This window comes from Streptomyces sp. WMMB 714, from assembly GCF_900090125.1.
Taxonomy (GTDB): domain Bacteria; phylum Actinomycetota; class Actinomycetes; order Streptomycetales; family Streptomycetaceae; genus Streptomyces; species Streptomyces daqingensis.
Genome location: NZ_FMHJ01000013.1, coordinates 72,344 through 85,744 on the forward strand (window position 1 = coordinate 72,344; position 13,401 = coordinate 85,744).

Genomic DNA, 13,401 nt, shown 5'->3' on the forward strand with positions numbered 1-13,401 from the left:
CCCGCGTGCCGGGACGACAGGGCGTGAGCAGCCGGCTCTTCCTGCTCACACCCGCGCCCGCCCCGGCACTCCCCCGAGTGCACGCAGCCCGGCGACCGCGCCGCCCGGAGCCGTACGCCACCGTGCGCGGCCCGGACGCCCGGTACACGCACCCGGGGTCGTCCCCGTATGACACGGAAGCAAGTGACGTATGTCACACGACGAGGGCGGATGCGGGTGCCCGGAGGCCCGTACGGGTCAGCCGGGATGCCGCCCGCCGCAGCAGGCGCACCATTGACGCATGGAACTGATCGACGCCTTCGACTCAGCCTTCAAGGAGTGGGACCGGCTGGTGCACGAGGTCGGCCCCCGGCAGTGGGAGGAGCCCACGCCCTGCTCGGACTGGAACGTCCGGGACCTGGTCAACCATCTCGTCAGTGAACACTGTTGGGCACCGCACCTGCTCGCCGGGGAGACGCTCGCGCAGGTCGGCGACCGCTACGAGGGCGACGTCGTCGGCGACGACCCCGTGGCGGCGTGGGAGCGCGCGGGCAGCGGCTCGTGGCCGGCGTTCCACCGCGAGGGCGCGCTCCACGGCGACGTCCACGTCACCGGGGGGGAAGAGCCCGGCGACGGAGTACGGCTGGCAGATGACCACCGATCTGGCGGTGCACGGCTGGGACCTCGCCCGGGGGATCGGCGTACGGAGCCGGATGCACGACGAACTCGCCGACGCCGTCTACGCCCACATCGCCCCGATGGCGGAGAGCTGGCAGGGAGCGGGCGTCTTCGACCCTCCGGTGCCCGTACCGGACGACGCGGTGCCGCAGGAACGGCTGGTGGCGCTGCTCGGCCGCCGTCCGTAGTGCGGTGACCGGGAAGGTTCACCAGGTCGGGCCGCACTGATTACTCACTCCGGCTCGGAGGGGATCCGGGGGCGCAGCCCATGACGGCGATTCTTGGAAGGACGGCCACCGTTGCCCCTCGCCTCACCTGACCTGGTCATCAACGTCTCGGGATGATTGGCATGCGTGATGCCGACGGCGATCCGGTGTTGCCTGGTCGATCAGGTACGAGGGTGCGTCCCGGTCCTGCTCACGGCGTTCGGTGCTGGACCGGGGCAGCCCTACGCCTCCGCGGGCGTGGTCGGTCGTGTCGCATATCGGTGGCGCATGGCGTCGCTGGCTGCAGGACCTGCGGTGAAGACGTAGGTGTCGCTGTCGTCGAGCCGGCGGCCCGTCTTGGCGTCAACGACGACGGGCTCGACTTCGTCGCCGCTGTGCGCGTCGATGAGGATCATGCTGCGTTCGGCCGGTGTGAGGCGGGAGTTGCCCCACGCGGCCAGGGCGACGACCACCGGTCGCAGGGAGCGCCCGAGTTCGGTGAGGACGTACTCGTGGCGTACGGGGTTGGTCTGGTAGGGCCGGCGCTCCAGCAGTCCGTCGGCGACGAGGGTTTTCAGCCGGGTGGTGAGCATGCTGGAGGAGATGCCGAGACTCTCCTGGAACTGGTCGAAGCGCGTGTAGCCGTCGAAAGCGTCGTGGAGGATCAACAGCGTCCACCACTCGCCTACGTGTTCCACCGTCGTGGACAGTGGGCACTCCCGGTCCTCCAGCCTTATCCGGCTTGCCATGGCGGCCATCCCCTCGGTTACTGCTAAAGTCGAAGCTAGTAGCTTCTATTTTAGCAGTAATGACGGGAGCGGTGCCTTCTGCGCCCGCATCCGGGAACGGAGCACACCGTGACCACATCCCTCAGCGAATCCCTCGAAGGCCGACGCGCTCTGGTCACCGGCGGCACCAAGGGCACCGGAGCCGCCATCGCCCGACGTCTCGCCCAGGCCGGCGCAACCGTGCTGGTCACGGCCCGCAGCCGCCCCGACGACGTCGAGGAGGAGGCGTTCATCACCGCCGACCTGTCCACCGCCCAGGGCGCAGCCCACGTAGCCGCCGAGGCGGACGCCCGCGTGGGAGGCGTGGACATCCTGGTCAACACCCTCGGCGGGTCCGAGTCGCCGGCTGGAGGGTTCGCCGCCCTCGGCGAGGACGACTGGGCCAGGGAGCTGAACACGAACCTCCTGGCCGCCGTCCGCCTGGACCGCGCACTCCTGCCGCACATGATCGCCACAGGCAAGGGCGTGATCGTGCATGTCACCTCTGTCCAGCGCCGCATGCCGCTGTGGAACGGAACCCTGGCCTACGCATCCGCCAAGGCCGCCCTGACCACCTACAGCAAGGGTCTGGCCAACGAGGTCGCCCCGCACGGCATCCGCGTCAACACCGTCTCACCCGGTTTCGTGCAGACCTCGGCCGCCGACAACCTCGTTGCCCGGATCGCCCACGACGCAGACATCACGCAGGAAGCGGCGCTGGGCCGGCTCATGGACTCCCTGGGCGGCATCCCGCTGGGCCGTCCCAACCGGCCCGAGGAAGTCGCCGAGCTCGTCGCCTTCCTCGTCTCGGACCGCGCCTCGGCCATCGTCGGCGCCGAACACGTCATCGACGGCGGCACCACCCCCACCGTCTGAACCTGCCACCACCCCAAGGAGCGTCATGCACGACAACCAGCCCCGAACCAGCAGCCCGGACATCCTGCCCGAGGTGATCACCCGCTATCTGGCAGCGCACCGCGCCCACGACATTGCCACCGCAATCACGGCGTTCACCCGCGAAGCCACAGTGATCGACGACGGCAACACCTACGAGGGCACCCAGGCGATCGGGAAGTGGCTCGGCCGATCGGCCACCGAGTTCACCTACACCATCCACCTCACCGGCGCCCAACAGACCGACGCAACCCGCTACACCGCCACTCACCACCTCGAGGGCGACTTCCCCGGCGGGAGCATCGATCTGCGTTACCAGTTCACACTCCGCGACGGTCTCATCGAACGCCTCGTCATCGAACCCTGAGTCCCTGCCGGCGCCACCCGTTGCCGCCTCGGGCGAGAAGCCCCGCTCGCCCCGCAATCTCGGTGACTCACCTTCCTGCCGGGTCACACCGCCACTCGCAGGGACCGTCCGCCCCACCGGCCGCACGCCGCGGCTCGGACGGGACTTTGAGACACCTCCTGGGCCCTCCCGGCCCTGGAGCCTCCCGCCCTCGGAGCCCGCCCGCTCGCCGGACCGCCGTCCGCACAGGACCTGCGCGGGACGCACGCGGGACCCGCCCCCTGCGAGACGCCTCGCCGGAATGCCGGGCGCCGGCGCGCCGTTGACGCGTGACATGCCCGACACCAGCGCAGAGAGCGGCCGTCCGGCCCGGCCCCCTTCCCACGAAGCCTCCGGCGCCCCCGGCAGCGCCGCCCGGGACACCGCCGTCGAGACCACCGTCCCCGGAACCCCCGCCTCGCAGGCTCCCGCCGGCTCCGGCCCCGACGGCGGCAAGGCTGCCGGCACCGCCCGTCGCAGCCGCATGCCGCTGTCCGTCCACGTCCTCGGACTGGCCGTCTTCGCGCTCGGCACCTCCGAGTTCATGCTCTCCGGCCTGCTGCAGCCCCTCTCCCGGGACCTGGGCGTCTCCATACCCCAGGCCGGCCTGCTGATCTCCGCGTTCGCGGTCGGCATGGTCGTCGGGGCGCCCGTGCTCGCCGCGGCGACGCTGCGCCTGCCGCGCCGCACGACCCTCGTCTCGCTGCTCCTCGTCTTCGGGCTCGGCCAGGTGGCCGGCGCGGTCGCCCCCACCTACGAGGTGCTCTTCGCCTCCCGCGTCGTCAGCGCACTCGCATGCGCCGGCTTCTGGGCCGTGGGCGCCGCGGTGGCCGTCTCGGTCGTGCACGTGGACGTGCGGGCCCGGGCGATGGCCGTTCTCGTCGGCGGGCTGAGCATCGCCAACATCCTCGGGGTTCCCGCGGGTTCGCTGCTCGGCCAGCACGCGGGCTGGCGGTCGGCGTTCTGGGCGGTGGCGGTGATGTCGGCGGTCGCGCTGGCCGGGGTGCTGGCGTTCGTACCGCGGACGCAGCCGCCGACGGGCGACGACCGCCCGAGGCTCGCCCGGGAGGTGCGCATCTACCGGGACAGGCAGCTGTGGCTCACCGTCCTCACCATCGCGCTGAACGGCGCGGCGGTCTTCGCCGTCTTCTCCTACCTCGCGCCGCTGCTCACGGAGGTCGCCGGTCTGCGCGAGAGCTGGGTGCCGACGGTGCTGGCGCTGTTCGGGCTGGGCGGGCTGCTCGGCACCGCCATCGGCGGCCGGGTCTCCGACGGGCACCTCTTCGGCACCATGTACGGGGGCATCGCGGCGTCGACGGCGGCGCTGGCGCTGCTGGCCCTCTTCGCCCGGAGCGGTGCCGCGGCGGTGGGGCTGGCGCTCCTGCTGGGGGTCACGGCGTTCATGACGGCCCCCGCGCTGAACACCCGGATGTTCGACGTCGCGGGCACGGCGCCCACTCTGGCGGGAGCGACGACGACGGCGTCGTTCAACATCGGCAACACCGTCGGCCCCTGGCTGGGCGGCCTGGTGATCGACGCCGGGTGGGGCTACCAGTCGGTGGCCTGGACGGGCGCCGCCCTCGCGGCGGCCGGCGTGGGCACGACGGCATGGGCGTCGCACGTGCGGAGGAGGACCGCCGCTTGCGTCCGTCCCCCGCTCCGCGAGCCCGCGGCGGCGTGCCCGGACCCCCGGTGAACGACAGCCGGTGAACGTCGGCCGGCGGGCGTCAGCAGGGGGCGTCAGCCGGCGGGCGGCGCCGGTCCCCGCCGGCGCGGTCGGCGCAGCCCGGCGCCGGTGAGGCGCCGCAGCAGCTCCTTGCAGCCCACCTCGACCGCCCCCGCCCGGACGGCCGCCTGGTAGAGGGTGCTCGGCACGTCGTAGTGGTCGCGGTCGAAGGCCCCGCGCGGGCAGCCGATCGCGACCGCGAACGCGTGCAGCTCCTCGTAGGAGGAGTCGCTGACGAGGTGCGACCACATGCGTCCCCGGCCCGGCCAGTCGGGCGGATCGATGTAGACGGTCATCGGCGTCGCGCCACGGCAGAGCAGGCCTGCGCCCCGGAGCGGCGGGCGTGCGTCCCCACGCCCGCGGCGCCGCGGCGGGTGGCATCGCCGCAGTTCGGGCCATACGCCCCTGGCCGTACGGGTCGTCGTCGCGCCGTCCGGACGCGGCGGCTCAGAGCCACTTGCTCAGCGCCCCGACGCGCGCCACCGAGGTCGTCGTCTTGCTGCACACCCAGTGCGGGTCCTCGCCCAGCGCCGGCTCGATGTCCAGCGCGTGCGGGTCGGAGCCGAGGCACACGGGGCACAGGGGCCACCGCCCGTACCGTTCGAGCAGGGCGTCCTGCACGTCCTGGGCGATCAGCCCGTTCACGAAGGCGACGCCCTCGGGCCACTGCTCGACCCACCACCGGCGGTGGGAGACCGCCTCCTCGACGAGCGAGACCACGTCGGCGTCCGCGACCTTGCCGGCCTCCAGGTCGGCGAGCACGAGGGCACGTGCCGCGTGAAGTGTCTGCTCCAGCTGGTCCATGCCTCCATTGCACCAAAAGGGCGGCGGCGACCGCCCCGGAGCGGCGCGAAGATCCCCGTCGATATGGCCTGAAAGCCTTGACGCACCCTCCCTGGTGAAAATATCTTCCGGCGATGACGACCTACCTGAAGGAAAGTTTCGCCAGGAACAACAGGACGCAGCGGAGACCCGAAAGCGGCGGCCCGGCCCCCGGCTCCGGCGCTTCGCACGGCCCGCCGCCCCCAGCCCCGCGGCCCGCTCCCGGCCCGCCCGCCCCGGGCGCCCTCGCCGCCAAGGTGCGCACCATGGCCCCCTCGATGACGCGCTCGATGCAGCGCGTCGCGGAGACCGTCGCCGGAGACCCCGCCGGCTGCGCCCAGTTGACCGTCACGGGCCTCGCCGAGCGCACCGGTACGAGCGAGGCGACCGTCGTACGCACCTCCCGGCTCCTCGGCTTCCCCGGCTACCGCGACCTGCGCCTGGCCCTCGCCGGGCTCGCGGCACAGCAGGAGTCCGGCGCCGCACCCGCGGTCACCGCGGACATCGCGGTGGACGACCCGATCTCCGACGTCGTGGCCAAGCTCGCGCTCGACGAGCAGCAGACGCTGGCCGACACCGCCGCCGGCCTGGACACCGTCCAGCTGGAGGCCGCCGTGACCGCCCTCGCCGCGGCCCGCCGCGTCGACGTGTACGGGGTCGGGGCGTCCGGCCTGGTCAGCAAGGACCTCGCGCAGAAGCTGCTGCGGATCGGGCATGTCGCCAACGCGGAGGCCGACCCCCATCTGGCCGTCACGACCGCGGTGCAGCTGCAGGCCGGGGACGTCGCGGTCGCGATCACCCACTCGGGGCGGACGGTCGACGTCATCGAACCGCTGCGGGTCGCCTTCGACCGCGGTGCCACCACCATCGCGATCACGGGACGCTCGGACGGTGAGGTCGCCCAGTACGCCGACCACGTGCTGGCCACCTCCACCGCCCGGGAGAGCGAGCTGCGCCCCGCGGCCATGTCCAGCCGTACGAGCCAGCTCCTCGTCGTCGACTGCCTGTTCATCGGGGTCGCGCAGCGCACGTACGAGAGCACGGCCCCCGCGCTCTCCGCCTCCTACGAGGCACTCGCACACCGGCATTCGCCCCGTCCACGCTGACCGCGCGAGGAGCTGCCCTCCGCCACCGGCGTGACACCCGTCCCGGTCGGAACCGGTTCCCGGCCCGGGCCGAGGGGGAAGGGTCAAGCGCCGGTCGCCGCACCCGTACCGACGAGGCAGCTCCACCCGGCACCCGTACACACCACACGCACCAACGCCCACCGACAGGCCCCACCGACAGCAACCTCCCAGCCGCAACCGCGCCTGCCAGAGAGAGCCGTTCCCTCCATGACCTCTACCGCCGACACACCGCCGTCCTGCAACGACGACGCCCCCCGCCCGGCCCGGGGCGGGACGGGCGGCGCCACCTACAGCGAACTGCGCGCCCAGCTGGAGACGCTGACCACGGAGGCGTTCCGCAGCGAGCTGTCCGAGATCGACCGGCTGCCCACGCTGGAGATCGCCCGCATCATGTCGGGCGAGGACTCCACCGTCCCCGCCGCCGTCGCCGACCAGCTTCCGCAGATCGCCTCGGCCATCGACGGCATCGCGGAGCGGATGGCCCGCGGGGGCCGTCTGATCTACGCGGGCGCGGGCACCGCCGGACGCCTCGGGGTGCTCGACGCCAGCGAGTGCCCGCCGACGTTCAACACCGACCCCGCCGACGTCGTCGGCCTCATCGCGGGCGGCCCGGCCGCGGTGAGCACCTCCGTGGAGGGCGCGGAGGACAGCAAGGAGCTGGCCGCCGCCGACCTCGACGGGCTCCAGCTGACGGCGGACGACACCGTCGTGGGGATCTCGGCCTCGGGCCGCACCCCGTACGCCGTCGGCGCCGTCGAGTACGCCCGCAACACCCACGGCTCGTTCACGGTCGGCCTCTCCTGCAACGCGGACTCGCCCCTCGGCGGCGCCGCCGCGCAGCCCATCGAGGTCGTCGTCGGGCCGGAGCTGCTCACGGGCTCCACACGGCTCAAGGCCGGAACGGCGCAGAAGCTCGTCCTGAACATGCTCTCGACCATCACCATGATCCGTCTGGGCAAGACGTTCGGGAACCTGATGGTCGACGTCCGCGCCTCGAACGAGAAGCTGAGGGCCCGTTCGCGCCGCATCGTCTCCCTCGCGACGGGAGCCGACGACGAGACGATCGAGGCCGCTCTCACCCAAGCGGACGACGAGGTGAAAAACGCCATCCTGATCATTCTGGCCGGGGTCGACGGCCGTACGGCCGCCAAGTTGCTCGCCGACGCCGACGGCCACCTGCGCGACGCGATCCGCACGGCCACGGGTGAGGGCTGACAGTGGTGCCAAGCGGCTGACGGAGACCGCGACCGGCGCCGGGGGGCGCCGGACGGCCGGCGCAGTCCCGGCGAGGTCCCGGCCGGCACGCCCGACCGCACCACGTTCCGGGCCCCCCGGACCGCCAGAGAGCGACCGCACCCATGAGCACAGACCAGAACCGCCAGATCGCTGAGGCTCTGCTCCCCCTCGTGGGGGGCGCGCAGAACGTCTTCTCCATCAACCACTGCATGACCCGGCTGAGACTCGGCCTGCGCGACCGTGCGCTGGTGCAGGACGCCGCGCTGCGGGCGCTGCCGGAAGTCATGGGCCTGGTCGAGGACGACGAGGCGTTCCAGATCGTGCTCGGCCCGGGCAAGGTCGCCCGGGTCACCCCCGAGTTCAGGGCCCTGGTCGAACGGGACCCGCACCCCGCCGCCGCGTCCGCGCCGGACGGAGGCGACGCCGCACGGACGGACGCGCCACCGGTACCGGCGGGCGGCGCCACCGCCGAGGAGCTGGCGGAGCGGGGCGAGGCGATCCGCGCCGCGCGCGGGCGCAGGAACGCCACCCCGGTGAAGCTGATGCTGCGCCGCGTGGCCAACATCTTCGTCCCCCTCATCCCGGCCCTCATCGGCTGCGGCATCGTCGCCGGCATCAACGGGCTGCTGACGAACCTCGTCAGCAGCGGCAGCGCGCAGTGGGCGTCCGGCATCGTCCCGGCGCTGACGGCGATCTCCACCGGCTTCATGTCGCTGATCGCGGTGTTCGTCGGCATCAACACCGCGGCCGAGTTCGGCGGCACGCCCGTACTGGGCGGGGCGGCGGCCGCGGTCATCGTCTTCGCCGGCGTCTCCGACGTCTCGGCGTTCGGCGAGAAGCTCGCCCCCGGCCAGGGCGGCGTGCTGGGCGCCCTCTTCGCCGCCCTGCTCGCCGTGCACGTGGAGCGGTGGTGCCGCCGCCGGGTGCCGGAAGCGGTGGACGTGCTGGTCACTCCCACCGTCACCGTGCTCGTGGCCGGCCTGGTCACCCTCTTCGGGCTGATGTACGTGTGCGGGCTGATCTCCACCGGGATCGGAGAGGCCGCCAACTGGCTGCTCCTGCGCGGCGGGGCGGTCGCCGGGTTCGTCCTCGGCGGCCTCTTCCTCCCGCTCGTGATGCTCGGCCTGCACCAGGCGCTCATCCCCATCCACACCACCCTCATCGAGCAGGACGGGTTCACGGTGCTGCTGCCGGTCCTCGCCATGGCCGGTGCCGGCCAGGTCGGAGCGGCCCTCGCCGTCTACCTCCGGCTGCGCCGCAACACCTCGATCCGCAAGACCATCAGGTCGGCCCTGCCCGCGGGGCTCATGGGCGTCGGCGAACCGCTGATCTACGGCGTCTCGCTCCCCCTCGGACGGCCCTTCGTCACGGCCTGCGTGGGCGGAGCCGTCGGAGGCGGCGTGGTCGGGCTCTTCCACCAGATCGGGACGTCCGTCGGATCCACCGCCATCGGGCCCTCCGGCTGGGCGCTCTTCCCCCTCCTCAAGGGCAACCAGGGGCTGGGCGCCATCGCCGCGGTGTACGGGCTGGGCATGGCGACGGGTTACGTGGCGGGCTTCGTCGCGACGTACTTCTTCGGCTTCAGCGAGCAGATGCTGGCGGAGCTCGACGTCGCTCCGGAGGCGGCTCGCCCGGCGGGCCGGGTCGTGGCGGGCGGCATGCCCGCGGCGCCCGAGGCCGCAGCTGCGGAGCCCGGGGCGCCGGCCCGCGGCGGCGGGGCGCCGGACGGGGCCGACGAGGAGGACGGCGACGGCCAAGGGGGCCCGAAGCGCCCGGTCGGCGTCTGACCGGGACCCGGCCGCAGACCTGGTCGGCCCAGCTGGGCCGGAGGGGCTTCCCGCCCGAGCGGGTTTCCCTGCGCGGACGCGGATCGGCCCGGAGGGGACGGGATGTCCCTCCGGGCCGATCCGCGCTCACGGTCGTCCGGCGGCCGCGACCGCCGGTCAGAGCTCGCGACCGCCGGTCAGAGCTTCAGCAGGCGCTCCGTCGCCTCCTTGTACTCCCGCAGGGCCAGCCGGAGTTCCTCCGTGCCGGCGTCCGCGCCGCCGGAACCGGCGGCGGTGCGCTGCCCGTCCCGGTGCAGTGGCTGCTGCAGCGCGCGGCGCCGATGGGCCAGTGCCTCGGTGAGGTGGCGGGCAGCCTCGTCGAAGACGTGGTCCGCCTCCTCGACGGCCTTCCGCGGACCGTCCACGAACCCGCTCACGGCGTGGTGGAGACGGGCCGTGAGACGGTCCCGCTCGTCCAGCCCGAGCAGCGGGCCGGACGCGTCGCCGGTCCTGCGGAGGGCCGCGGTCCGGTGCTCCTGCGACCGGTCGCTCCGGGGGTCCGCGGCCGGCGGGACGAGCCCGTGGCCCGGTCCGGAGTCGGCGGCGGCCGCGGGATCGGCGGGCGCGGCCGGCGGGACGGGCGGCGGGGCCGCCGTGTTCGCCGACGCCGGAGTCCGGGTCGAGCCCGGGTCGGCGGCCGGGCCGCCCGCCGGCTGCGCCGGCGTCTCCGCCGGAGGGGCGACGGGCGGAGCCGGAGCGGCAGGAGGCGTCCCGGCACCGGTGCGCCTGCCGGATTCGTAGGTCGTCACAGCGCCTCACGTCCCTTCGCGTTGCCGCGCGGCGAGAGCAACGGCCGCCGCGCGTGGCCGTCGTGGGTCAGCGGACGGTGGGTGCGGTCGCGGCCCTTACGGCCGAAGTGCTTCCCGGCGCCCGCGGTGCGGCCCGTCGGCTCGGCCGCCAGCGCGTCGAAGAACGCACGGGCCTGGAGCATGGCCTCACGCATCTCCTCGGTGCCGCTCAGACCGGCCGCGGCGGCGTGCACGCGCCGGTAGCCCTCGACGTGGTGCGCGTGGTGGACGGAGAGCGCGTCGACGTGTTCGTCGGGACGCTCCGGCCCCGGGAACCCGCGCGCCTGGGCCAGTCCGGCCAGCAGGCGTTCGGCCTCGGCCAGCGCCTCCTGCGGCGACTCGACGAAGCGCTCCTGCGCCGCCGCCCACCGCGTCACGTACTGCTCCCGCACATGCGGGGGGAGCGGATGCGCCTCGATGGTCCCGTACCGGCGCACACGCTCGGAGAGTTCGTGGTCGGCGGCCTTGGAGTCGCCGCTGTGCCGGGCGAGCACCCGGTCGTATTCGGGTCCGAAGCGCCGCCTGAGGCTCACGCCGCGGTTCCCCGCGCCCCGCTTGGCGAGGCTGGCGTAGGCCGTACCGGCGATGACAGCCGCAACGGCCACGATCAGGACAATGATCATAATTGTGGACACGGTGACCTACCCCGAGCTTTCTGCGCTTAGCGGATAGTTGACCTCCGGGTAGCCCGTACGGGGGAGGCACAAACCCTGCGCGCGGGAGAAGCGTTGAGGACGGCCGCGTCCAGCACGGGCCGCTGCGCGGCCTGTTCACGTAGCGCGGCAGGTGTGCCGATCATGAAGCCATGCATGCACCCGGCGAGGAACACCGCGCACGCGAACGGCGTCCCACGGCCCCGTACTCCGTCGCGTTCTGGCTGGTGGCCGCGGCGTTCGGGGTGACGATGCTCGGCACCACCCTGCCGACCCCGCTGTACGTCATCTACCAGCGCGAACTGCGCTTCTCGACCCTCGTGATCACGCTGATCTACGCGGCGTACGCGGTGGGCGTGCTCGCGGCGCTGCTCCTCTTCGGGCGCCTGTCGGACGAAATCGGCCGCCGCCGCGCCCTGTTGCCGGGACTGGCGGCCTCCGTGCTCAGCGCGGTGGTCTTCCTCGTCGCGTACGACGACCTCGAACTGCTCTTCGTGGGACGGGTGTTGTCCGGGATCTCCGCCGGGATCTTCACGGGTACGGCCACGGCCGCCCTCGTCGACCTGGCCGGGCGGCGCGGCACGGGGCGGGCCAGTCTCGTCGCGACCGTCGTCAACATGGGAGGGCTCGGCAGCGGTCCGCTGCTGGCCGGCCTGCTCGCCCAGTTCGCCCCGGACCCGCTGCGCCTGCCGTACGCCGTCGACCTGGGCCTGCTGATCGCCGTCGCGGCCGGGGTGTGGTTCATGCCGGAGCCCGTGCGGCCCGGCGGGAGTTCAGGTACCGGTTCGGACGCGGACGCCGACCCGGGCTCCGGTTCCGGTTCGGGCACGGGCTCCGGTACCGGGCCACCGCCGGCCCGGACCGGCCGCCGGCGCCCGAGGGTCATGAGGCCGAGCGTTCCGCCCCAGGTGCGCGGCGTCTTCCTGCGGGCGGCCATCGCCGGGTTCGCGGGCTTCTCGGTGCTCGGGCTGTTCACAGCCGTCGCCCCGTCGTTCCTCGGTTCGGTGCTGGACATGCCCAGCCTGGCCCTCTCCGGCGGCGTGGTCTTCTCGGTCTTCGCCGCCTCGACCGCGGGCCAGATCCTCCTCGTCCCGCGCTTCGGAGGTGCGTCGCTGGCCGCGGGATGCACCGGGCTCGTACTGGGAATGTCCCTGCTGACGGCGGCGCTCGCCGTCGAGTCCTTCGAACTCCTCGTCGCCGCGGGCCTGGTGGCGGGGCTCGGGCAGGGCATGAGCTTCCGTGCCGGGCTCACCGCCGTGAACGCCGCCGCACCCGCCTCCCGACGGGCCGCCGTGGCCTCGACGTTCTTCATCGTCATCTACGTGGCGCTCTCGCTGCCCGTGGTGGGGGTCGGTATCGCGACGGATCTCGCCGGGCTGCGCGTCGCGGGTATCGGATTCAGCGTGGCCGTCGCGGTACTGGCCGGGTCGGTGCTGGCCGCCCTGCTGCGGCACAGGAACGACGCGGGGGCCGCGAGCGGCACTCCGGGCGGCTCTTCGAGCCCCTGACCTCCTCGGGCAACTCCCCCGCGGAGGCGGCGCGTTCAGTACCGGACGTGCTTGCCCCCGTCCACGACGAGCGTCTCGCCCGTCACCATGTCCATCCCCAGCAGCCCGGTCACCGCCTGCGCCACGTGCTCCGGTTCGGCGGTCCTGCGCAGCGGCACGAGCTCCCGCTCGGCCAGGGCGCGCTCCGCGAACCCCGCCTCCCCGTGCAGGCCCGTCTGCCAGCGGGTCGCGACGGTGCCCGGTGCCACGGCGTTGACGCGTACCTCCGGCGCGAGGGCGCTCGCGAGGTTCCGGGTCAGCTGCAGCATGGCGGCCTTGCTCACGCCGTACGCGATGGACGAACCGCCCGCGCGGTAGGCGGAGATGGAGGAGACGTTGACCACCGCACCGGCCGCCTCGCGGAGCGCGGGCGCGAAGGCGCGGGTGGTGCGGAAGGCGCCGACGACGTTGACGTCGAGCAGGTCGTGCCAGATCTCGTCGCTCAGCCCGTCGAGGTCGGTCTCCGCCACGGCGCGGGTGGTGCCCGCGTTGTTGACCAGCACGTCCACCTGCCCGTAGCGCTCCAGCACGCTGCTCGCGAAGGACCGTACGGCCGCGTCGTCGGACACGTCGGCCCGTACGGTCATGGCCTCGCACCCGTGGCCCGCCGCGAGGCGGACGAACTCCTCCGCCGCCTCAGCCGACCGCGTCCAGCTCGCCGCGACCGCGCGCACCCCCGCCCCGGCGAGCGCCATCGCGGTCGCCCGTCCGATGCCGGTGCAGCCCCCGGTGACGACGGCGACCTTCCCGCGGAGCTCCATCGCCGC

At 73.5% G+C, this 13,401-nt stretch carries 14 protein-coding genes and 1 pseudogene; 9 read left to right on the plus strand and 6 right to left on the minus strand.

What is annotated here, in order from left to right; translation table 11 throughout:
• Positions 1–280: 280 nt before the first annotated feature.
• Together H181DRAFT_RS30045 and H181DRAFT_RS22120 are read left to right on the plus strand one after the other, a co-directional pair.
• A pseudogene (locus H181DRAFT_RS30045) lies at positions 281–463 on the plus strand (maleylpyruvate isomerase N-terminal domain-containing protein); the annotation flags it as partial.
• A complete protein-coding gene (locus H181DRAFT_RS22120) occupies positions 417–845 on the plus strand; it encodes a TIGR03086 family metal-binding protein (RefSeq protein WP_368073286.1) in 429 nt (142 codons plus the stop codon). The pseudogene H181DRAFT_RS30045 and the gene H181DRAFT_RS22120, both read left to right, overlap by 47 nt.
• 260 nt (positions 846–1,105) lie before the next feature.
• Here the strand turns inward: H181DRAFT_RS22120 and H181DRAFT_RS22125 are convergent, their stop codons facing one another.
• Positions 1,106–1,612: a winged helix-turn-helix transcriptional regulator gene (locus H181DRAFT_RS22125; RefSeq protein ID WP_175439816.1), complete on the minus strand. Its 507-nt coding sequence runs from the start codon at positions 1,610–1,612 to the stop codon at positions 1,106–1,108.
• Between the two features lie 108 nt (positions 1,613–1,720).
• Here H181DRAFT_RS22125 and H181DRAFT_RS22130 point away from each other — a divergent pair, with 108 nt between their 5' ends.
• The 3 genes from H181DRAFT_RS22130 (at position 1,721) to H181DRAFT_RS22140 (ending at position 4,605) form a co-directional block, all read left to right on the plus strand.
• Positions 1,721–2,506 carry an SDR family oxidoreductase gene (locus H181DRAFT_RS22130; protein ID WP_045861920.1) on the plus strand — a complete coding sequence of 262 codons (786 nt, stop codon included), beginning with the start codon at positions 1,721–1,723 and terminating at the stop codon, positions 2,504–2,506.
• Between the two features lie 25 nt (positions 2,507–2,531).
• Positions 2,532–2,891 carry a nuclear transport factor 2 family protein gene (locus H181DRAFT_RS22135; protein ID WP_045861921.1) on the plus strand — a complete coding sequence of 120 codons (360 nt, stop codon included), beginning with the start codon at positions 2,532–2,534 and terminating at the stop codon, positions 2,889–2,891.
• A 502-nt stretch (positions 2,892–3,393) separates the two neighbouring features.
• Entirely contained in the window at positions 3,394–4,605 is a 1,212-nt protein-coding gene (locus H181DRAFT_RS22140) for a Cmx/CmrA family chloramphenicol efflux MFS transporter (RefSeq protein ID WP_045862041.1), read from the plus strand.
• Positions 4,606–4,649: 44 nt separating this feature from the next.
• Here the strand turns inward: H181DRAFT_RS22140 and H181DRAFT_RS22145 are convergent, their stop codons facing one another.
• Together H181DRAFT_RS22145 and H181DRAFT_RS22150 are read right to left on the minus strand one after the other, a co-directional pair.
• On the minus strand, positions 4,650–4,931 hold the full coding sequence (locus H181DRAFT_RS22145; RefSeq protein WP_045861922.1) for a DUF4031 domain-containing protein: 282 nt from the start codon (positions 4,929–4,931) through the stop codon (positions 4,650–4,652).
• A 151-nt stretch (positions 4,932–5,082) separates the two neighbouring features.
• Positions 5,083–5,439, minus strand: a complete 357-nt coding sequence (locus H181DRAFT_RS22150) for a hypothetical protein (protein WP_045861923.1) — start codon at positions 5,437–5,439, stop codon at positions 5,083–5,085.
• A 113-nt stretch (positions 5,440–5,552) separates the two neighbouring features.
• Between H181DRAFT_RS22150 and H181DRAFT_RS22155 the strand changes: the two genes are divergently transcribed.
• The 3 genes from H181DRAFT_RS22155 (at position 5,553) to H181DRAFT_RS22165 (ending at position 9,607) form a co-directional block, all read left to right on the plus strand.
• A complete protein-coding gene (locus H181DRAFT_RS22155; protein ID WP_074467991.1) occupies positions 5,553–6,563 on the plus strand; it encodes a MurR/RpiR family transcriptional regulator in 1,011 nt (336 codons plus the stop codon).
• 228 nt (positions 6,564–6,791) lie between these two features.
• Entirely contained in the window at positions 6,792–7,799 is a 1,008-nt protein-coding gene (murQ, locus tag H181DRAFT_RS22160; RefSeq protein WP_074467992.1) for an N-acetylmuramic acid 6-phosphate etherase, read from the plus strand.
• 143 nt (positions 7,800–7,942) lie between these two features.
• Positions 7,943–9,607 carry a PTS transporter subunit EIIC gene (locus H181DRAFT_RS22165; RefSeq protein ID WP_045861924.1) on the plus strand — a complete coding sequence of 555 codons (1,665 nt, stop codon included), beginning with the start codon at positions 7,943–7,945 and terminating at the stop codon, positions 9,605–9,607.
• Between the two features lie 176 nt (positions 9,608–9,783).
• On the opposite strand, the gene H181DRAFT_RS22170 is transcribed toward H181DRAFT_RS22165, so the two are convergent.
• Together H181DRAFT_RS22170 and H181DRAFT_RS22175 are read right to left on the minus strand one after the other, a co-directional pair.
• On the minus strand, positions 9,784–10,395 hold the full coding sequence (locus H181DRAFT_RS22170) for a hypothetical protein (protein WP_052708364.1): 612 nt from the start codon (positions 10,393–10,395) through the stop codon (positions 9,784–9,786).
• Positions 10,392–11,039, minus strand: a complete 648-nt coding sequence (locus H181DRAFT_RS22175; RefSeq protein ID WP_175439817.1) for a hypothetical protein — start codon at positions 11,037–11,039, stop codon at positions 10,392–10,394. Before H181DRAFT_RS22175 ends, H181DRAFT_RS22170 begins: the two co-directional genes overlap by 4 nt.
• A gap of 200 nt (positions 11,040–11,239) precedes the next feature.
• Here H181DRAFT_RS22175 and H181DRAFT_RS22180 point away from each other — a divergent pair, with 200 nt between their 5' ends.
• Positions 11,240–12,595 carry an MFS transporter gene (locus tag H181DRAFT_RS22180; RefSeq protein WP_045861925.1) on the plus strand — a complete coding sequence of 452 codons (1,356 nt, stop codon included), beginning with the start codon at positions 11,240–11,242 and terminating at the stop codon, positions 12,593–12,595.
• 35 nt (positions 12,596–12,630) lie between these two features.
• On the opposite strand, the gene H181DRAFT_RS22185 is transcribed toward H181DRAFT_RS22180, so the two are convergent.
• Positions 12,631–13,395: an SDR family NAD(P)-dependent oxidoreductase gene (locus H181DRAFT_RS22185; protein WP_045861926.1), complete on the minus strand. Its 765-nt coding sequence runs from the start codon at positions 13,393–13,395 to the stop codon at positions 12,631–12,633.
• Positions 13,396–13,401: the final 6 nt, after the last annotated feature.

What these genes read in the sequence shown, in the direction of transcription:
- H181DRAFT_RS22145 (WP_045861922.1), bottom strand. Translation starts at nt 4,931, where the DNA reads ATGACCGTCTACATCGATCCGCCCGACTGGCCGGGCCGGGGACGCATG.
- H181DRAFT_RS22180 (WP_045861925.1), top strand. Translation starts at nt 11,240, where the DNA reads ATGCATGCACCCGGCGAGGAACACCGCGCACGCGAACGGCGTCCCACG.
- H181DRAFT_RS22155 (WP_074467991.1), top strand. Translation starts at nt 5,553, where the DNA reads ATGACGACCTACCTGAAGGAAAGTTTCGCCAGGAACAACAGGACGCAG.
- H181DRAFT_RS22140 (WP_045862041.1), top strand. Translation starts at nt 3,394, where the DNA reads ATGCCGCTGTCCGTCCACGTCCTCGGACTGGCCGTCTTCGCGCTCGGC.
- H181DRAFT_RS22150 (WP_045861923.1), bottom strand. Translation starts at nt 5,439, where the DNA reads ATGGACCAGCTGGAGCAGACACTTCACGCGGCACGTGCCCTCGTGCTC.
- H181DRAFT_RS22125 (WP_175439816.1), bottom strand. Translation starts at nt 1,612, where the DNA reads ATGGCAAGCCGGATAAGGCTGGAGGACCGGGAGTGCCCACTGTCCACG.
- H181DRAFT_RS22135 (WP_045861921.1), top strand. Translation starts at nt 2,532, where the DNA reads ATGCACGACAACCAGCCCCGAACCAGCAGCCCGGACATCCTGCCCGAG.
- H181DRAFT_RS22165 (WP_045861924.1), top strand. Translation starts at nt 7,943, where the DNA reads ATGAGCACAGACCAGAACCGCCAGATCGCTGAGGCTCTGCTCCCCCTC.
- H181DRAFT_RS22185 (WP_045861926.1), bottom strand. Translation starts at nt 13,395, where the DNA reads ATGGAGCTCCGCGGGAAGGTCGCCGTCGTCACCGGGGGCTGCACCGGC.
- murQ (WP_074467992.1), top strand. Translation starts at nt 6,792, where the DNA reads ATGACCTCTACCGCCGACACACCGCCGTCCTGCAACGACGACGCCCCC.